This is a genomic window from Streptomyces sp. O3, assembly GCF_054788135.1.
In genome coordinates this window covers 14661-32796 of record NZ_JBTVYK010000056.1, presented here as the reverse complement: position 1 = coordinate 32796, position 18136 = coordinate 14661, and the positions used below count along the sequence as shown (strand labels likewise).

The window sequence follows — 18136 nt, the reverse complement described above, 5'->3', positions numbered from 1 at the left end:
CCACACTTGAGGAGGAGGTGCACGCCATGACCGCTCTCGCCCGCGAGGCACCCGCGCCCGAGGCGCCGACAACGCCCGAGGCGCCCGGAGCCGGGCCCGCGACGTCAGGTCCCGATCTGGACGAGGCCCTGTGGCAGGCATGGAAGACCTTGAAACTCCCGGAGGGCTTCCGCGCCGAGATCATCGAGGGGTTCATCGAGGTGTCGCCTACGGGTCGCTACTCACACGGCAAGGTCGCTAATCGCCTGCGGGACAAACTGGTGATGTTCCTCAGCGACAGCCCTTACGCCGCGCGCCAGGACATGAACGTCGTCCACGACCGCAAGGTCATGATCCCCGATGTCTTCATCGCCCCCGAAGACGACGAGGAGCACATCACGGAAGACGGCCTCGGCATCAAGGCCACCGCGGTGCCTCTGGTCGTGGAGGTCGTCTCCCCCGGACACGACAGCACCCAGCGCGACCGCGTCCGCAAGCGCCGCGCCTACGCCCGCGCGGGCATCCCCGTGTACGTCCTGATCGACGACCACGACAACCACGGAACCGTCACCGTCCTGACCGACCCCAGGCCGGGCGAGGCCGTCTACGCCTCCGAGACCCGCGTCCCGTACGGCACCGACGTGACCATCCCGGAAGGACCGGCCAAGGGGTTCGCCCTCACCGAGGCCATCACTGGTCGGCACCACGCGGACGGTGACCCGACGACCCCCCAGGGTGATTGAAGTCTCAAGCAGCAGTCGTACCGTGGAACCATGACGACCGACCGCGAGAAACCGGAGCCGCGCTGGCTCGACGACGAGGAGCAGCGCACCTGGCAGGCGTATCTGCACGCGACCATGCTGCTCGACGACCATCTGGACCGGCAGCTGCAACGCGACGCCAAGATGCCGCACGTGTACTACGGGCTGCTGGTCCAGCTCTCGGCGGCCCCGCGCCGCCGGATGCGGATGACCGAGCTGGCCAAGCGCGCCAAGATCACCCGGTCCCGGCTCTCGCACGCGATCGCCCGCCTGGAGAAGCAGGGCTGGGTGCGCCGCGAGGACTGCCCGTCGGACAAGCGCGGCCAGAACGCGCTGCTGACCGACGCCGGGTACGAGGTGCTGAAGCAGGCGGCGCCGGGTCATGTGGCCGCCGTACGGCACGCCCTGTTCGACCGGCTGAGCCCGGAGCAGCAGAAGTCCCTCGGCGAGATCATGACGATCATCGCCGAGGGACTCCAGCCCAAGGAGGCGGGCGCGGATCTGCCCTGGCTCCGCTAGGCCCTGTCTTCAAACTCCCGTCTGCCTCGCGACGCCATGCACGCACTCTCGCCGCACCGGGCGCAGACCCAAGTACGTCCAGTACGAGGGCCCGCACCCGGCACGCCGAGAGCACGCACCTGACGCCGCGAGGCCGCCCTTCGGGCGACGACGGGAGTTTGAAGACAGGGCCTAGGGCAGATCCGCAGAGTGGTTGGCGCGCGGGCGGTTCAGTACGCGAGAGCGCCTGAGCCTTGGTACGCGCGTCTCAGTGTGCGACGACGGGAACCTCCAGCTCACGGTCGACGCCGTCGCCCGCGCCGCCTTGGGACGCGCCCGGAGCGCCGCCCTGGACCCGCGTGTTGACCAGCGCCGCCGCGATGCCCGCGGCGATCACCAGGATGCCGACCGCCCACCAGATCGCGCTGCTGTAGCCGTGCACCATGGCCTGCGCCTCAAGCAGCCGCGGGTCGGCCGCCCCCGCCGCGTGGTCCGCGACGTAGGCGGTCGTGGCGCTGGCGGCGATGGTGTTCAGCAGGGCCGTGCCGATCGCGCCGCCGACCTGCTGCGAGGTGTTGACCATCGCGGAGGCGACGCCGGAGTCACGCGGCTCGACGCCGTGCGTGGCCAGCGACATGGCCGGCATGAACGCCGTGCCCATGCCGAGGCCGAGCAGCAGCTGCGCGGGCAGGATGACACCGGCGTACGAGGTGCCGATGGACAGCTGCGTCAGCAGCAGCATGCCCACGGCCGCGACCAGGAAGCCGGGGCCCATCAGCAGCCGCGGCGGAACGCGGGTCATCAGCCGGGCGCCGATCTGGGTGGAGCCCGTGATCATGCCCGCGATCATCGGCAGGAAGGCGAAGCCGGTCTTCACCGGCGAGTAGCCCTTCACGATCTGGAGGTAGTACGTGAGGAACAGGAACAGGCCGAACATCGCGATGACGGCGAGCCCCAGCGAGAGGTAGACCCCGCCGCGGTTGCGGTCGGCCAGCACGCGCAGCGGCAGCAGCGGCGCCGTGACCCGCGACTCGACGACGATGAACGCGGCCAGCAGCACGACCGACGCGACGAACATCGCGAGGGTCACGCCGTCCGACCAGCCGTCGGACTCGGCGCGCGTGAAGCCGTACACCAGCGCGACCAGACCCAGCGTCGAGAGCACCACGCCCGGAATGTCGAGCGCGGAGCGGTTGCGCGACCCGGCGGGTTCCCGGATCACCAGGTACGCGCCGGCCGCGGCGATGATCGCGAACGGAATGTTGACGAAGAACGTCCAGCGCCAGTTCAGGTACTCGGTGAGGAAGCCGCCGAGGATCAGGCCCACGGCGCCGCCGCCACCGGCGATCGCGCCGTAGATGCCGAACGCCTTGGCGCGCTCGTGAGCCTCGGTGAACATCACCGCGAGCAGCGAGAGCGCGGCGGGCGCGAGCAGCGCGCCGAACACGCCCTGGAGGGCGCGGGCCCCGAGCATCATGGCCTCGCCGGTGGCCGCGCCGCCGAGCGCGGAGGCCGCGGCGAAGCCGATCAGGCCGGTGACGAAGGTGCGCTTGCGGCCCCACAGGTCAGCGATCCGGCCGCCGAACAGCAGCAGACCGCCGAAGGCCAGGGCGTAGGCGGTGATGACCCACTGTTTGTTGCCCTCGGATATGCCCAGGTCCTGCTGGGCGGAGGGCAGTGCGATGTTCACGATGGTCGCGTCGAGCACGACCATCAGCTGGGCCAGGGCGATGAAGACGAGCGCTCGCCAGCGCCTGGGATCGGGAAGGGCCGTTTCCGGCATGGGGGTACCCACCTCGGGACTCCTTGGTACGTAAAGCGACGGTGCGTCACGCGGCTTGGTGCGTAAAGCGATGCTGGAGCGTGGCTCGAGCGGCGGTGCGGTGCCTACTCTGCAAGCTCAAGCCCACTTGAGGTCAAATGTTTTATGTCCGGATATCACTGGTGACGCCGGAGATCCTCCAATGTGGCGGCGCTGCCGGGCAGTTCGGAGCGGGCGGGCGTGCGCAGGCCGTCCAGGAACAGCTGCAGATGACGGTGCGCGAATCGGTCGACGTCCAGACAGGCGGTGCCGGGCAGCGGCCTGGTGAGCTGGGAGAGCGCGACCATCAGATCCCCGACGGCCACGTCGTCCCGCAACTGCCCGCTCGCGCGCGCCCGTTCCATGACCTCGCCGACGAGCGGTTCGAGCCGCTGGCGGGCGGCCAGCAGCTCCGGATCGTCCCGGTCCGCGAAGGTGTCCGACAGCATGGGGCACAGCGCCCCGACGCGCTCGTCGGCCGCCGCGTGCACGAAGTCGCACAGCCCCTGGAAGGCGTCCGGCTCCTCGGCGATGGACCGCTCGGCCACGGCCGCGACGCGGTCCATCACCGAGCACACCACGGCGCGCACCAGCGCGCCGCGGTCGGGGAAGTGCCGGTAGACCGTGGCGTTGCCGACTCCCGCGCGGCGCGCGACCTCGTCCAGCGGGACCTGGGCCCCGAACTCGACGAACATCTCGCGCGCCGCGGCGACGATCCGCTCCCGGTTGCGCAGGGCGTCGGCCCGCGGCCGCGGCACGCGGCGCTTGGGGGCGGCGTCGCGCTGTTCGGTGGCGGTGCGCACGGCGGTCTCCTTCATCGGCCACGGGCGAGGCGATCACAGACGGGGCGATCACAGACTGGACAACCACAGACGGGGAATCTCTCCCCGTTTCGTTCAGACACCTGATAAACGGGGAGAGGATCCCCACTTGTTTCCCAGTCGAGTGTGACTTGAGCCATATTCAAGGCCGCGCCTCCGGATACCCACATTCGGCCGCACCCAGCGAGCACTCCGACACGCCCGGCCGCAGGGTGACGAACAAGGGCGCAGCCGGATCACCGAACGGCTGCCGCGGACCGGAAGGCCATCGCATGCAGGTGACCCGCCGCTGGATACGCAGGCCCCGCCGCAGCGCGATACTCGCCGCGACCGCGGCACTGACCCTCACCCTCAGCTCATCGGCGAGCACCGGACGGCTGCCGCCCGACCCGCAGGCGGCCGGAGCCGGATCGACGGCGGGCGTCCGGCCGACGGCACTCGGCCCCTGCATGATCAGCGGCACGCTGGGCGTGCAGATGTCGGAAGGCATCCCCACGGCCCCCGGATACGCGCCGTCCACCGGCACCGTCCGGGCCCTCACTCTCATGATCGACTTTCCGGACGCGCCCGGCGAAGGGTCCGCGCTCGACCGGCACGCGGAGTTCTTCCCGCAGACCCGCGACTGGTTCCGCACCAGCTCGTACGGGCGGCTCGACTACCGCTCCGACACGCCCCTCAAACAGTGGCTGCGGATGCCGACGGCGTTCGCCGACTACGGCATAGAGCGCGGCGCGCCCTTCGACCCCGGCTACCGCCAGCTGATCGAGGACATCGTGCGCGCCGCCGACCCCGACGTGGACTTCAGCACGTACGACCTGGTCAACGTCCTGGTCACGCCGAACGCCGGACCCTCGGCCCTGGACACGGTGCTGTCCGTGACCTTCGCCGGGAACCACGAGGCGCCCGTCGCCGACGGGGTGCCGATCTCCAACGCCTCATTCGTCTACAGCCGCCAGGACGACGGCTCCGGCTCGTACGAGGAGACCGGCTACCGGGTGCTGCCGCACGAGAACGGCCATGTGTTCGGCCTGCCCGACCTGTATACGGCGGAGGGCGGCGGCGCGGTCGGCCACTGGGACATCATGAGCGAGGACTGGGGCGCCGACAACGACCTGCTCGGCTGGCACAAGTGGAAGCTCGGCTGGCTGGACGACGCGCAGGTCGACTGCGCCGCCGGTCCGGGCGTCACCGAACACGAACTGCTCCCGCTGGCAGCGCTGGACGACGGCCGCGGGAACCCGGACGACGGCCGGGACGCGGCCCGCAAGCTCGTCTTCGTCCCGCTCGACAAGCGGACCGGGTACGCGATCGAGGTCCGCACCCGCGCGGGCAACGACGAGGCGGTCTGCAAGCCGGGCGTGCTGATCTACCGCGTGGACGCCGAGGTGGACACCGGGCACGGCCCGGTCACGGTCGCCGACTCGGAGCGCGACAGCGGCGGCTGCACCCGGCGCCCCAACGTCCACGCGGAGCTCTCCGACGCGCCGTTCGCGCCCGGCGAGACCTTCACGGACGACGACGCGGGCGTCCGCGTCCAGGTCGCGGCGGCGACGCTGGAGGGAACGTACCGGATACGTGTGACACGCCCCTGAGCCCGCGACGGCCAGGGCCGTGGCATCCCGACGGGGAAGGACCGCGCGGAGACCGCGAAGGACGCGCACGGCACAACGGCCCGCCTCGGGACTCCCCTCCTGACCGGAGTCCTGGCCCGCCGCGACGGCGAGACCCGCCGCGGGGGCGGGCGCTGCTCCTCACGATCGTCGGCCCGTTCACCCGCCAGGGCAAGACGATCACTCAGGCCGCGGCGCCGCGGCGCCCAGCATCGTGCCCATCGCCACCACCACGGACGGCTCCACCCGGTAGTACACCCAGGTCCCGCGCCGCTCGGAGGTGAGCAGTCCGGCCTCTCTGAGCTTCTTCAGGTGGTGGCTGACCGTGGGCTGGGACACCCCGACATCGGAGATGTCGCAGACGCACGCCTCCCCGCCCGCGTGCGAGGCGACCAGCGAGAACAGCCTCAGCCGCACCGGGTCGCCGAGCGCCTTGAACATCGCGGCGGTCCGCTCCGCCTCCTCGGCGGTGAGCGGGCGCTCGTTGAGCGGCGGGCAGCACGGCACGACGAGCTCGTCCTCAAGCACGGGCAGCGCCTTGACATTCGACATGCGTCTATTTTGACACACGCCGAATCAGAGACCCAGCTCTCCCCCACTCCAATTCGACAATCCTCTATGTTGACGACCATCGATACAGCTGCCATGCTGACCACACGGCAACACATCGACACACATCGAAACAAGGATCGGGGAGATCATGACCGCACCGTCCCGCACCACTCTGCCCACCGTGGTCATCGGCGCCGGACCGATCGGCCTGGCCGCCGCCACCCACCTGCTGGAGCGCGGCCTGGAGCCCCTGGTCCTGGAGTCCGGACCGCACGCGGGCTCGGCGGTACGCGCATGGTCCCACGTACGCCTCTTCTCGACCTGGGGCGAGGTCATCGACCCGGTCGCCGAGAAGCTGCTCTCCCCCACCGGCTGGACCGCCCCCGACAAGACCTCCTACCCGACCGGCGGGGACTGGGCGGCGGACTACCTCCAGCCGCTCGCCGACGCGCTCGGCGAGCGCGTCCGGTACGGCGCGCGGGTCACCGGCGTCTCCCGCGCGGGCCGCGACCGGGTGGTCGACGCCGACCGCGCCGAGCAGCCGTTCACCGTGCGCGTCGAGCACCCGGACGGCACCGAGGAGCGCCTGTACGCCCGCGCCGTCCTGGACGCGTCCGGCACCTGGGCGACCCCGAGCCCGATCGGCGGTGACGGCCTCCCCGCACTCGGCGAGCGCGCGGCGGCCGAGCACCTCGCCTACCGCGTCCCAGACCTCAGGGACCCCGCCGTACGCGCCCGTTACGCGGGCAGGCGCACCGCGGTCATCGGCTCCGGCGCCTCCGCGTTCACCGCGCTCGCCGGGCTCGCCGACCTGGCGGAGGAGGCCCCCGGCACGCACGCCGTCTGGGTCCTGCGGCGCGGCATCACCGGCGACACCTACGGCGGCGGCGAGGCCGACCAGCTCCCGGCCCGCGGCGCGCTGGGCCTGCGCGCCAAGGCCGCGGTCGAGGACGGCCACGCGTCGGCGGCGACGGGCTTCCGCACGGCGGCCGTCGAGCGGACGGACGACGGCCTGGTCCTCGTCTCCGAAGACGGCGCCCGACTCGCCCCCGTGGACGAGGTGATCGCCCTCACCGGCCTCCGCCCCGACCTCTCCCACCTGAGCGAACTCCGCCTGAACCTGGACGAGCGGCTCCAGGCCCCGGTCGAGCTCGCCCCCCTCATCGACCCCAACGCGCACTCCTGCGGCACGGTCTACCCACACGGCGCGAAGGAGCTCTCGCACCCCGAGCAGGACGTCTACCTGGTCGGCATGAAGAGCTACGGCCGCGCCCCGACGTTCCTCGCGATGACCGGGTACGAGCAGGTCCGCTCGGTCGCCGCGGCCCTGGCGGGCGACCACGAGGCCGCCGCCCGCGTCGAGTTGGTCCTCGCCGAGACAGGCGTCTGCGGCGGCTCCGGCCTGTACGACGACGAGGGCGCCTCCGAAGCGGAAGGCGGCGGCTGCTGCGGCGCCCCGGCCACCCTCCAGGTCGGCACGGCCCAGGCGACCACCGGCGGCTGCTAGGCCGTGCTCACACGGGGCGGTGCTCGGCCCCGGCCTCGTACCGGCGCACGGCCAGCTCGACGACGGGCGAGCGGCCGATGGCCCGTGCGACGCGCTCAAGTCCGGCCGGGTCGAGGACGTACGGGCTGACGAACCCGGCCCCGTCGTACTCGGGCCGCCGCGAGCCCACGGTCCCGCGCCGTACGGCCACCACGATCATGGCCGCGGCGGCGATCGCCTCCGCATCGGCCTCGCCCTCACCCGCGGTGAGGGCGTCGGCGTAGGCGCGCTGCCGCACCGAGGCGTCGAAGTGCGGGCTCAGGCGGCGCAGCGCGTCCAGGATGACGCTCGTACGGCGGGTCAGCCGCCTGCCGGGCGACGCCCACACGGGCAGCTGGACCAGATAGGCCCGGCGGTCGATCTCATGGGTGAGCTCCCGCCACAGCGGAGTGAGCCGCGCGGTCGCCCGGTACCCGCGCAGCAGGTCCTGCGCCGCCGGTCCGAGCAGGGGAAGCAGATAGCCCACCGAGACGCACACCGCCGCACTGGCCGCCAGCACCGGGGCCAGCGAGGTGCTCAGCGCATCCCAGTCCCGCCCACTCCACCGCGCGCCGACAGCCGCCGACTTGACGACACCGAAGAGCACGTTGAGCACCCAGCCCACGGACGCGAGCACCAGACCGCGGCGCATCCACCTCCGCACTTCCCCGACCCACCGGACGCACAGCACGGTCGTCGCCACCGCCGCGACCATGTGAGCCGCCAGATAGAGCAGCACCATGTCCCGGATGTAGGGGGTCGTGGCGTAGAAGGTGTCGAGGTCCCGCTGCCGCTCGACGGGCGCGTCCCCGGCCGCGAACAGCGCGAACAGGGCCAGGGCCACCAGGGCGTAACCGCCCACGCAGCAGCGCACCGTACGCCGTATCCGCTCGGTGGAACCGCCCCGCCAGTGCACCATCAGCACCAGGCAGGCGGCCGAGAACGCCAGGATGTTGGCGTACGTGACGGGGGCGGCCAGGTTGGGCGCGCCGCTGACCTGGTTGACCAGACGCACCGTCGGCGGGGCGGCGAGGGCGAACCCCGTGCCCGCGAGGAACAGCACAGCGCACAGGGACCGCAGCAGCGGATCGCGCCAGCCGTGGCGCAGCGCGGGGACTCGGAAGGCCAGGCCGATCCACGCCATCGCCGCGGGTATGTAGTACCCCGAGTCGCTCATAGCACGTCCTCACAGGAGAGGAGTCCGAGGATATTCAACCGGGGTCACAGACCAGGGAACGCTCGGCGGCCGTCAGCGGCGGTCCGGCCAGAGCGGCCCTGCGCGGCCCGCGCAGGGCGGTCAGCGCGACGGACGGCCGGAACAGCGCCGACGCCGGCGCCGACAGCGTCATCACCTCCAACAGGGCCCGCGTGGCCCGCGGATCGGTGGTGGCCGTCCGGGTGAGCCGGTCGACGTACCGCACGGTCAGCCGGTCCAGCGGCGTGGGAGGCGTGCCCGTCGCCTCCGGATAGTGAATGTCCTGCGCGGCGGCCAACTGCCAGGCCATGTCGGTCGGCGCGGCGACCGCGCGCTGCACGCGACGGGCGAGCCCAGGGCCGAACCCGGCAACCAGCTCCGCCCGCAGAGCCTCCGCGCTGAGCGCGGCCACCGACATACCGTGCCCGTACACGGGGTTGAAACTGGCCACCGCATCACCCAGAGCAACGAACCCGCCAGGCCAGTCCTTCGCCCTCTCGTAGTACCGCCGCCGGTTGCCGGTACTCCGCGACAGCCGTACCAGCGAACTGACGGGCACCGCATGGGAGATCAGCTCACCCACCAGGGGATGCCGGACGCCGCGGGCGAAGTCCACGAACGCGTCCGGGTCAGCGCTGGGCTGGCCGCCCCGCGTCCCCATCAGCGTCACCACCCAACGCCCGCCCTCCAAGGGGGCGATGACCGCACCACGCCCCGGACGCCCCGTACCGGCCTTCGGCTGTACGTTCACCATCGGATACCGCTCGGCGCCCACCGGCGCACGGTAGACCCGCGTCGCGTACACCACGCCCGAGTCGACGGTCGCCTCAGGCGCCGCGCGCACCCCGAACTCCCGCAGCCAGTGAGCGGCCCGCGTGCCACGCCCACTGGCGTCCACCACCAGATCCGCCTCCAGCACACCCGGCGAGCCAGCCAGCCGCACCCCCGTCACACGCCCCGCGTCACCGAGCAGCCCGACGACCTCCGTACCGTCCCGCAGCCGCACCGCGGGCATCCGGAGCACCCGCCGCCGCACACACCAGTCCAGCAGATCACGGCTGCACGAGAGCACGTACTGCATCTCGGCGGTCCAGCGCCGGAACCAGCCCTGCGGGGTCATCGACACCAGCCCCTCCGGCAGCGGGATCCGGGTCGCTCCCGCGGCCCGCCACTCGTCGAGGATGCCGGGCAGGATCCGCTCGACGGCCCGCGCACCGCCCGACCACAGGATGTGCGCGTGCTGGGCCTGGGGCAGTCCCTTGCGCGGGGCGGCGCACGACGGCAGCACATCCCGCTCGACCACCACGACCTCGTCAGCGAACTCCGCCAGAACGGCACTGACCAGCATCCCGGTCAGCCCGCCCCCGACCACCACGGCCCGACGCACCGAACGGACACTCACCACGCCCGCCCCTCCCCCGCACCCGCCCATTGGTGACGGAACCGCGCCACGATGGGCGAGCCGCGCATGGCCCGCGAAATCTCCGTCAGATCCGCCCGGTTGAAGGCCCCCACCGGCTCCCGCACGCCCCCGGCCCCCGCGGACACCTGCCGCTCGGCCTGCACCGCGGCGGCGATCATCGCCGCCGAGCCCACGATGTCGGCGGCACGCTCCGGACTCCCCGACCGCCGGGCCTCGTCGCACGCCTGGGCGTGCACCTCCCGGTCCAGCAGCGGAGACAGCCGCAGCAGACCGTCGTGAATCGCGGTCTCCCGCTGGGTCACCCGCAGCACAGGCGACGCCCACGGAGCGAGGGTCACCTCGTGCAAGGCCTTGTCGGCGGAGTAGTTGAGCTCCCGCATCAGCGGCCCGAGACACCAGTACGCGCGCCAGGCCTGCCAGAAGGCGGCGAGCTGCGGCGCGGCCATCGGCAGCAGGAACCCCACGGTGCAGAACGTCCCGCCGACCGCGGCCATCGGCGGAGCGACGTACGTGCTCAGCACATCCCAGTCCGTGCCGTTCCAGCGGGCGAAGACCGCGACGAGCTTGGTCACGCTGTAGACCAGCGTGATGGTGAACGTGACCGCCAGCAGGATCAGGCTCCCCTTCAGCCACCCGCCGACCTGCCGGGACCACCGCCAGCACCACAGGCTCATGCCGACGCACGAGGCGAGGAAGGCCACCAGATAGAGCACGATCATCTCGCGCAGATAAGGCGTGTTGGCGTAGTACGTGTCAAAGTCCCGGTCCCGCTCCACCGGCGCGTCACCGAGAAAGAACAACACGAACAACGCGACCGACACGGCCCCGTAGCAGATGACGCAGGCGGTGATGGCACGCCCGGCCATCGGCCCGCCGTGCCAGCCGATCAGCAGGATCAGGCAGGCGGCGCTCAGCATGCTCAGCACGGTGTAGGCCATCGGCGCCGTGAAGTTGGGAATGCCGGTCAGCGAGTTGACGGCCCGTACGGTGGGCGGCGCGGACGTGGCGAAGACCATCCCGGCCAGCAGGACCAGGGCGCACAGCGACCACAGCAGCGGGTCGCGCCATCTTCTGGTCAGCGTAGGCACCTTGAACAGCAGGGCCGTCCAGAGCACGATCGCCGGTATGTAGTAGCTGGTATCGCTCACCGATAGCCCCTCCCGCCGCCACCGTACCCACAAGGGGGCAGCCCTGCGGCCCTGTCGGGACGGTTGACCGGGGTCGGGGGTTGTGCCCGTATGCCCACAACGGGAAGACGGGACGTACGCCCACCCGCACAGCCGCTCGCACCCCACCCCCGACCCACGACGAACAGGAACGGCATGACCACCTTGGTGATCGGCGAAGTGCTGGTAGACCTGATCTGGCACGCGAGCGCCGGCTCCGTCACCCCGGCCCCCGGCGGCAGCCCCGCCAACGTGGCCGTAGGCCTGCACCGCCTGGAGCACCCGGCCCGCCTCGCCACCTGCTGGGGCGACGACGTCCCCGGCGCCCTGGTCAGCGAGTACGTACACGGCACCGGCCTGCCCGTAGACCGCGCGGAGTCCGCGTCGGGCCGAACCACGGTGGCCCTGGCCTACGTCGACGCCGACGGCGGCGCCACGTACGACTTCCTGACCGCCTGGGACCCCGTCCGGCTGCCCGTCCCGCCCACGACCGCGCTGCTGCACACCGGCTCGCTGGCGATCGTCGCGGAGCCGGGCGCCGAGCGCGTACGGGAGGCCTGCCACGAGGCCAGGACCCGGTACGGCGCCACGGTCTCGCTCGACCTGAACGTCCGCCCCGCCGTACAACCCGACCGCGCCGCGTACCTGCGCGCGGTCGAGCGGATCACCCCGACCGCCGACGTGGTCAAGGCGAGCGACGAGGACCTGGCCTGGCTGTTCCCCGCCCTGTCCCCGGACGACGCGGCGCGACGCCTGCTGGCGCTGGGCCCGCGCCTGGTGGTGACCACCTACGGCGCGGACGGCGCGCGGGGGTTGCTCGCCGGTGCGGAGGGCGACGGTGTGACCGTACCCGCGCCTCCCGTGAAGGTCGTCGACACGATCGGCGCGGGAGACGCCTTCCAGGCCGCCCTGCTGGCGGGCCTGCTCCCACCAGCCGGTGACGGCGACACCGACCGGGTGACGCTGCCCGACAGCCGCGCCGCACTGGAGCCGATCCTGCGCCAGGCGGTCACGGCGGGCGCACTGACCTGCGAACGACCGGGCGCCCAGCCGCCCACACGCGCGGAACTGACAGCGGCGCTGCCCTAGAACCGACTGGCGCGGCTGGCGCGCTGGCCCGACTGGTGCGGCTACGCAGGCCGCCACCCCGGCCGGGCCCGCAGCTGCGCGTCGAGAGAGTCCAGGATCCAGGTCCAGGTCTCCTGCGAGTCGGGCGCGCTGTGGCTGAAGCCACCGGCCAGCTCCAGGCTGACATAGCCGTGGAAGACGCTGCCCAGCAGCCTGACCGCGTGCGTCTGGTCCGGCTCCGCCAGGTCATAGCCGCGCAGGATCGCCCGCGTCATCTGCGCGTGCCTGACTCCGGCGCTGGCCGCCGCCGTCTCCGGGTCGAGCCGCAGGCGCGTCGCGTCATAGCGGCCGGGGTGTTCGCGGGCGTAGTCGCGGTAGGCGTCGGCGAAGGCGGTCAGGGCGTCCCGGCCAGCGCGCCCCGCCACTGCGGCGGCGACCCGGTCGGCCAGCTCCTCCAGGGCGAGCAGGGCGATTCTGGTCTTCAGGTCGTCGGAGTTCTTGATGTGCGAGTACAGGCTCGGGGTCGTGACGCCGAACCGCCGGGCGAGCGCCGGGACGGTCACCTTGCCGAAGCCGACCTCGTCGGCCAGTTCCGCACCGGCCTGAGCGAGCCGCTCCGCGGTCACCCCTGCGCGCACCATGCCCGAGCACCTCCCACACCCGCACCAGTACCCGCATCCGCATCCGCATCCGAGCAACAGGAATTTAATACTTTGCCTAAATGATTTAGGCAACTTACCGTATCACTTATGAAACCCCTGACCGAGCAAGAGATCCGCACCAGCTTCGTGAACTGCAGCAAGGGCGCGGCGAAGCGCCTGTCCATCCCGCGTGACCTGCGCGAACAGCCATGGGACGACCTGGACTTCCTCGGCTGGCGAGATCCCCAGGCGCCTGACCGCGCCTGCCTCGTGACTGAACAGGAGGGCCGCCCGCTGGGCATCGTGCTGCGCGTGTCAGGCGTCGGCTCGTGGCAGACGCGGCGCAGCATGTGCGCCATGTGCATCACCACGCACACCGGCGGCGTCTCGCTGATGGTCGCTCCCCGCGCCGGGAAGGCGGGGCAGCAGGGCAACTCGGTGGGCGTCTATCTGTGCGACGACCTGGCCTGCTCGCTCTACGTACGCGGCCTGAAGGACGCGGGCGTCGGTTCCCGGCTCCCCGAGTCGCTCACCCTGGAGGAGAAGATCGAACGAACCACGTCGAACGTCACGGCGTTCCTGGCCAAGGTGACCGCGTGAATCACGACGCCGACGCCGACGCTGCCCCCGCCTCCGCCCCCGCCTCCGTCGTGACGTCAGCCCCCCGCACCGTACAGACCAGCGCGTCATCCCGTACGTCCGCCACGATCGTGTCCCCGGCCTCGGCCTCGCCGCTGAGCAGCAGGGACGCGACGCGGTTGTCGAGTTCGGCCTGGATGGTGCGGCGCAGCGGCCGGGCGCCGAACTCCGGCTGATGGCCGTGGGCGACCAGCAGTTTCCGGGCCGCTTCGGTCACTTCGAGGCTCATGCCCTGAGCACGCACCCGCCGCTCGCTCTGCTTCAGCAGCAGGTCCAGGATCCGGGCGAGGTCGTCCTCGTCCAGCCCGTGGAAGATGATCGTCTCGTCGATCCGGTTGATGAACTCGGGCGGGAAGCGGCCTTGGAGGTCGCCCATGAGGTCTTCCTTGATCTCGGACACGTCGCCGTGGTGCGCGAGGATGCGCTGCGCGCCGATGTTGGACGTCATGATGACCACGGTGTTGCGGAAGTCGACGGTGCGCCCCTGCGCGTCGGTCAGCCGCCCGTCGTCGAGCACTTGGAGCAGGGTGTTGAAGACGTCCGGGTGGGCCTTCTCGACCTCGTCGAAGAGCAGCACGCTGTACGGCTGGCGGCGGACCTTCTCGGTGAGCTGACCGGCCTCCTCGTGGCCGACGTATCCGGGCGGCGCGCCGACCAGCCGCGAGACCGTGTGCTTCTCCTGGAACTCGCTCATGTCGAAGCGGACCATGCGGCTCTCGTCGCCGAAGAGCAGCTCGGCGAGCGCCTTGGCCAGTTCGGTCTTGCCGACGCCGGTCGGGCCGAGGAACAGGAAGGAGCCCACCGGGCGGCCGGGGTCGCCCATCCCGGCGCGGTTGCGGCGCACGGCCTGGGCGATCGCCGTGACGGCCTCGTCCTGGCCGACGACCCGGCTGTGCAGCGCGTCTTCCAGCCGTAGCAGCTTGTCCTTCTCGTCGGCGGTCAGCTGCGCGACGGGGATGCCGGTACGCCGTGACAGCACGTCGGCGATGTCGGTGACCGTCACCTCCAGGACGCCCTCGCGCCGTTCCTCGATCCCGGCGAGCTCGCTCTCCAGGTCGGCGATCTCGCGCTTGAGCTGGGAGGCCTTCTCGAAGTCCTCGGCTGCGACCGCCTCGTCCTTCTCGCGCCCCAGTTTGGCCAGCCGGTCCTCGCACTCGACGACCTCCGTGGAGCGGCCCAGCGACCGCAGCCGCACCCGTGCGCCGGTCTGGTCCATGAGGTCGATCGCCTTGTCGGGCAGGAAGCGGTCGGAGACGTACCGGTCGGAGAGCTCGGCGGCGGCCGCGAGCGCGTCGTCGCTGTAGCGGACCTGGTGGTGGGCCTCGTAGGAGTCCCGCAGGCCTTCCAGGATCTGCACGGTCTCCTGGACCGACGGCTCGGGGATCATCACCGGCTGGAAGCGGCGTTCGAGCGCGGCGTCCTTCTCCACGTACTTGCGGTACTCGTTGATGGTGGTGGCGCCCACGACGTGGAGTTCGCCGCGCGCCAGGGCGGGCTTGAGCATGTTGCCCGCGTCCATCGCGCCCTCGCCCGTGGCGCCCGCGCCGACGACCGTGTGCAGCTCGTCGATGAACAGGACGGTCGAGTCCGATGCCGCCTTGACCTCGTCGATGACGTTCTTCAGCCGCTCCTCGAACTGGCCCCGGTACTGGGCGCCCGCGACCAGGCCCGTCAGGTCGAGCGCGACGACCCGTTTGCCCCGCAGGGTCTTGGGTACCTCGTCGGCGACGATGCGCTGGGCGAGGCCCTCCACGATCGCGGTCTTGCCGACGCCGGGCTCGCCGATCAGCACGGGGTTGTTCTTGGACCTGCGGGAGAGGATCTCCACGGTCTGCTCGATCTCCTCGGCCCGGCCCACCACCGGGTCGAGCTTGCCGGACCTGGCCTCCTCGGTGAGGTCGCGCCCGTACTCGTCCAGGGTCGGCGTGTCGCTCTGCGGCGCGGCGGCGGGCGTGCCGTCCGCGCGGGCCGCCTGGTCGGTCTCGCGGCGCAGGCGGTCGGCGTCCACGCTCTGGGCGTCCAGCGAGCGCGCGGCGCCGGAGTCGCCGTCGTCGAGCAGGGCGCCGAGTACGTGCTCGGGCCCGATGTACGAGACGCCCGCGGCCCGCGACCGCTCGTAGGCGCGCAGCAGCACCCGCTTGGCGGCCGGGGTCAGGCCGGGTTCGGCCGAGGGAGTGCCGCTCGCGCCGGGCAGCGCCCGCGCGATCTCCTTGCCCAGCTGGTCGGGGTCGGCCCCGGCCTGGGCCAGCAGGGTGCGGGTCGGGTCCGCCTGCGTACAGGCCCACAGCAGGTGGGCGGTGTCCAGGTCCTGGCTGCCGTCGTCGACCGCCCGCGTGGTGGCCCGTCCGATCAGCTCACGCGCCGAGTCGGTCAGCAGCCGCCCGATCGGCACCCGCTGCACCTGCGGCGGCGAGGAGGCCGGGGACATCCCGAAGAACCGGTTGAGCATCTCGGAGAAGGGGTCAGGGCCACCGAAGGACCCGAAGGAGGGCATGGTCATGAGCACCGTCCAGGGCGGGAGGGGGACCCAGGACGGGAGGAGTCGCCCTGGTCTCCGTTTGATCTCCGTCCACTAGACCAAGCCCCGCCTGGTCGCGCAACGCGACGCCTCCCTCACCCTGCGTGCCGCCCCTGGGTGGGACGCCCACCGCCGCGGCAATCTGCGCAACACGCTGGTCGAGGCCGCCCTCGCACACGCCCGCCAGGGCGGCCCGGAGGCCCGCGCGACGGTCCAGAGACCGTCGCGCCGCGCGGCGGTCCAGAGGCCGTCGTGCCGCGCGCGCGGCGTCTGACACCGCCTAGGAAGGCCCGCTGGCCCGCCACTCCGCCGCGTAGTCGTTGAAGATCTCCCGCAGGTGGTGGCCGATCTTCAGGTAGTCGAGGTCGTCCAGGTTGGCCAGCGAGACCCGCACCGACCACTCGGGGCCTTCAAAGCCTCCGCCGTTGAGGAGGACGACGCCGGTCTGTTCGGCCAGCCGGAACAGCGGGTCGACGGGCTCGTAGTTCTTCTCCAGGAAGTCGGCGAAGTCCTGGCCGAACTCGCGCCGGGCCTCGGCGAGCAGGTCGAGCTCGACGTAGTAGCCAGCCCGCTTCGGATCGTCGCTGATCTTCATCTGGGCGCCCTCCAGCAGCAGGTCGAGACGCTGCCCCACGATGGCGCGGATCTTCGCCTTGTACGCCTGACCCTCGTCCAGCATGTCGAAGAGCGAGAAGCACACCATCATCGTCTGCTGGGGCAGCGAGAGTCCCGCGGTGTGATTGAGGGCGACCTGCCGGGAGTCGGCGACCAGCCGGTCGATGAACTTGATCTTCTCCGGTTCCAGCGTCAGCGTTCCGTAGCGCCTGCCCAGCCGGTCCTTCTCCGCTTGCGGCAGGGAGGCGATCATCTCGTCGATGACGTTGTCGTCGTGCAGGCCGATGACGCCGAGCCGCCAGCCGGTGCAGCCGTAGTGCTTGGAGTACGAGTACACCAGCAGGGTGTTGCGCGGCAGGTCGGCGGCGAGGGAGCGGAAGCCCTCCACGAAGGTGCCGTAGACGTCGTCCGTGACCAGGAGCAGGTTCGGGTTGTCGGTGGCGACGATCGACTTGATCTGCTCGGCGACGCGCTGACTGAGCGCGAGCGACGGCGGGTTGGAGGGGTTGACCAGGCAGGCCAGCTTGATCGCCGGGTCCGCGAGCTTGGCGACCTCCTCCTCGGGGTAACGCCATTCGCGTACGCCCGCCTCGGCGAACATGTTCGCCTCGATGTACGTGACGTCGAACTCGTATGTGTCGAGCTCGGGGATCTCGACGTACGGCGTGAAGACGGGGGTCAGCAGGGCGATCTTGTCGCCCTTGCGCAGGATGCCGTTCTTCAGCAGCGAGTCGAAGATGTAGCACATCGCGGCGGTGCCGCCCTCGGTCGCGAACAGCGACAGGCGGTCCTGCGGCGGCTTCTTGTCGAACATCTCGTCGGCGAGGTAGCCGCGGATGATCTGCTCGGCGTGCGGCAGGATGCGGTCCGGTACCGGGTAGTTGTCGCCGACGGAGCTGTCGGTGAGCTCGTGGACGAAGGCGTCCTTGTCGAAGCCGAAGCGGGTGACGGCGTGGGCGACGCACTTCTCCAGGAGCTCGATTCCGGGCAGGTCCGGGTGCTGGCGCACGAACGCGTCGAAGCGTTCGCCCGCGCCGTGCTGTTCGGGCATGCCGCCGAGGTTGTCGGCGGTCCAGACCCGGCGGGACTCCGCGAGGGCGAAGTAGCCGAGCGCGTAGAAGGCCTCGCGCGGTCCGGTGGCGACCCAGTTGGGGTTGCCGCGGCCCGCGTTGAGCATCTGGACGGACGACTTGCCCTTCTGGCCGGACTGGCCGTCCTGCGCGCGCTCGGCGAGTTCGATGAAGACGTTCTTCAGCTCGAACGGGCTGAGCTGCGCGTATTCCTTGATCTGGTCGCGGGAGACGCTGCTCTTGGGCATGCTGCC

At 71.4% G+C, this 18136-nt stretch carries 15 protein-coding genes; 6 read left to right on the top strand and 9 right to left on the bottom strand.

The genetic code is table 11. The features are described 5' to 3' along the window. The first annotated feature begins 26 nt into the window (after positions 1-26). Positions 27-722 (top strand): Uma2 family endonuclease, encoded by a 696-nt coding sequence (locus ACX6XY_RS24525; RefSeq protein ID WP_460334762.1) that lies wholly within the window; start codon positions 27-29, stop codon positions 720-722. A 30-nt stretch (positions 723-752) separates the two neighbouring features. Continuing rightward, on the top strand, positions 753-1259 hold the full coding sequence (locus tag ACX6XY_RS24520) for a MarR family winged helix-turn-helix transcriptional regulator (protein WP_460334759.1): 507 nt from the start codon (positions 753-755) through the stop codon (positions 1257-1259). A 247-nt stretch (positions 1260-1506) separates the two neighbouring features. Here ACX6XY_RS24520 and ACX6XY_RS24515 read toward each other — a convergent pair whose 3' ends face one another. Continuing rightward, on the bottom strand, positions 1507-3021 hold the full coding sequence (locus tag ACX6XY_RS24515) for an MFS transporter (protein WP_460334756.1): 1515 nt from the start codon (positions 3019-3021) through the stop codon (positions 1507-1509). Between the two features lie 155 nt (positions 3022-3176). Next, positions 3177-3842 (bottom strand): TetR/AcrR family transcriptional regulator, encoded by a 666-nt coding sequence (locus tag ACX6XY_RS24510; protein WP_460334753.1) that lies wholly within the window; start codon positions 3840-3842, stop codon positions 3177-3179. Positions 3843-4132: 290 nt separating this feature from the next. Between ACX6XY_RS24510 and ACX6XY_RS24505 the strand changes: the two genes are divergently transcribed. Further along, a complete protein-coding gene (locus tag ACX6XY_RS24505; RefSeq protein WP_460334750.1) occupies positions 4133-5452 on the top strand; it encodes a M6 family metalloprotease domain-containing protein in 1320 nt (439 codons plus the stop codon). 198 nt (positions 5453-5650) lie between these two features. On the opposite strand, the gene ACX6XY_RS24500 is transcribed toward ACX6XY_RS24505, so the two are convergent. Then, positions 5651-6022 carry an ArsR/SmtB family transcription factor gene (locus ACX6XY_RS24500; RefSeq protein WP_460334747.1) on the bottom strand — a complete coding sequence of 124 codons (372 nt, stop codon included), beginning with the start codon at positions 6020-6022 and terminating at the stop codon, positions 5651-5653. Between the two features lie 148 nt (positions 6023-6170). Between ACX6XY_RS24500 and ACX6XY_RS24495 the strand changes: the two genes are divergently transcribed. Beyond that, on the top strand, positions 6171-7529 hold the full coding sequence (locus tag ACX6XY_RS24495) for an NAD(P)-binding domain-containing protein (protein ID WP_460334744.1): 1359 nt from the start codon (positions 6171-6173) through the stop codon (positions 7527-7529). Positions 7530-7536: 7 nt separating this feature from the next. On the opposite strand, the gene ACX6XY_RS24490 is transcribed toward ACX6XY_RS24495, so the two are convergent. The 3 genes from ACX6XY_RS24490 to ACX6XY_RS24480 are packed head-to-tail and all read right to left on the bottom strand — an operon-like array spanning position 7537 to position 11313. Further along, on the bottom strand, positions 7537-8724 hold the full coding sequence (locus ACX6XY_RS24490; protein ID WP_460334741.1) for an MAB_1171c family putative transporter: 1188 nt from the start codon (positions 8722-8724) through the stop codon (positions 7537-7539). 34 nt (positions 8725-8758) lie between these two features. Further along, entirely contained in the window at positions 8759-10090 is a 1332-nt protein-coding gene (locus ACX6XY_RS24485) for an NAD(P)/FAD-dependent oxidoreductase (RefSeq protein WP_460334807.1), read from the bottom strand. A 50-nt stretch (positions 10091-10140) separates the two neighbouring features. Next, complete coding sequence (locus tag ACX6XY_RS24480; protein ID WP_460334738.1) at positions 10141-11313, bottom strand: MAB_1171c family putative transporter; 1173 nt, start codon at positions 11311-11313, stop codon at positions 10141-10143. Between the two features lie 174 nt (positions 11314-11487). On the opposite strand from ACX6XY_RS24480, the gene ACX6XY_RS24475 reads away from it, so the two are divergent. After that, positions 11488-12420: a carbohydrate kinase family protein gene (locus ACX6XY_RS24475; RefSeq protein WP_460334735.1), complete on the top strand. Its 933-nt coding sequence runs from the start codon at positions 11488-11490 to the stop codon at positions 12418-12420. A gap of 41 nt (positions 12421-12461) precedes the next feature. Here the strand turns inward: ACX6XY_RS24475 and ACX6XY_RS24470 are convergent, their stop codons facing one another. Further along, a complete protein-coding gene (locus ACX6XY_RS24470; RefSeq protein WP_460334732.1) occupies positions 12462-13040 on the bottom strand; it encodes a TetR/AcrR family transcriptional regulator in 579 nt (192 codons plus the stop codon). Between the two features lie 108 nt (positions 13041-13148). On the opposite strand from ACX6XY_RS24470, the gene ACX6XY_RS24465 reads away from it, so the two are divergent. Further along, positions 13149-13640 carry an FBP domain-containing protein gene (locus ACX6XY_RS24465; RefSeq protein WP_460334729.1) on the top strand — a complete coding sequence of 164 codons (492 nt, stop codon included), beginning with the start codon at positions 13149-13151 and terminating at the stop codon, positions 13638-13640. A gap of 1 nt (position 13641) precedes the next feature. Here ACX6XY_RS24465 and ACX6XY_RS24460 read toward each other — a convergent pair whose 3' ends face one another. Together ACX6XY_RS24460 and ACX6XY_RS24455 are read right to left on the bottom strand one after the other, a co-directional pair. Then, positions 13642-16179, bottom strand: coding sequence for an ATP-dependent Clp protease ATP-binding subunit (locus tag ACX6XY_RS24460; protein WP_460334726.1), 2538 nt, complete (start codon positions 16177-16179; stop codon positions 13642-13644). Positions 16180-16477: 298 nt separating this feature from the next. After that, the gene (locus tag ACX6XY_RS24455) at positions 16478-18130 is read right to left on the bottom strand and encodes a bifunctional aspartate transaminase/aspartate 4-decarboxylase (RefSeq protein WP_460334723.1); all 1653 of its coding nucleotides are present in this window, start codon (positions 18128-18130) and stop codon (positions 16478-16480) included. Positions 18131-18136 lie beyond the last annotated feature (6 nt).

What these genes read in the sequence shown, in the direction of transcription:
- ACX6XY_RS24525 (WP_460334762.1), top strand. Translation starts at nt 27, where the DNA reads ATGACCGCTCTCGCCCGCGAGGCACCCGCGCCCGAGGCGCCGACAACG.
- ACX6XY_RS24520 (WP_460334759.1), top strand. Translation starts at nt 753, where the DNA reads ATGACGACCGACCGCGAGAAACCGGAGCCGCGCTGGCTCGACGACGAG.
- ACX6XY_RS24515 (WP_460334756.1), bottom strand. Translation starts at nt 3,021, where the DNA reads ATGCCGGAAACGGCCCTTCCCGATCCCAGGCGCTGGCGAGCGCTCGTC.
- ACX6XY_RS24505 (WP_460334750.1), top strand. Translation starts at nt 4,133, where the DNA reads ATGCAGGTGACCCGCCGCTGGATACGCAGGCCCCGCCGCAGCGCGATA.
- ACX6XY_RS24500 (WP_460334747.1), bottom strand. Translation starts at nt 6,022, where the DNA reads ATGTCGAATGTCAAGGCGCTGCCCGTGCTTGAGGACGAGCTCGTCGTG.
- ACX6XY_RS24495 (WP_460334744.1), top strand. Translation starts at nt 6,171, where the DNA reads ATGACCGCACCGTCCCGCACCACTCTGCCCACCGTGGTCATCGGCGCC.
- ACX6XY_RS24490 (WP_460334741.1), bottom strand. Translation starts at nt 8,724, where the DNA reads ATGAGCGACTCGGGGTACTACATACCCGCGGCGATGGCGTGGATCGGC.
- ACX6XY_RS24485 (WP_460334807.1), bottom strand. Translation starts at nt 10,090, where the DNA reads ATGCTGGTCAGTGCCGTTCTGGCGGAGTTCGCTGACGAGGTCGTGGTG.
- ACX6XY_RS24475 (WP_460334735.1), top strand. Translation starts at nt 11,488, where the DNA reads ATGACCACCTTGGTGATCGGCGAAGTGCTGGTAGACCTGATCTGGCAC.
- ACX6XY_RS24470 (WP_460334732.1), bottom strand. Translation starts at nt 13,040, where the DNA reads ATGGTGCGCGCAGGGGTGACCGCGGAGCGGCTCGCTCAGGCCGGTGCG.
- ACX6XY_RS24465 (WP_460334729.1), top strand. Translation starts at nt 13,149, where the DNA reads ATGAAACCCCTGACCGAGCAAGAGATCCGCACCAGCTTCGTGAACTGC.
- ACX6XY_RS24460 (WP_460334726.1), bottom strand. Translation starts at nt 16,179, where the DNA reads ATGACCATGCCCTCCTTCGGGTCCTTCGGTGGCCCTGACCCCTTCTCC.
- ACX6XY_RS24455 (WP_460334723.1), bottom strand. Translation starts at nt 18,130, where the DNA reads ATGCCCAAGAGCAGCGTCTCCCGCGACCAGATCAAGGAATACGCGCAG.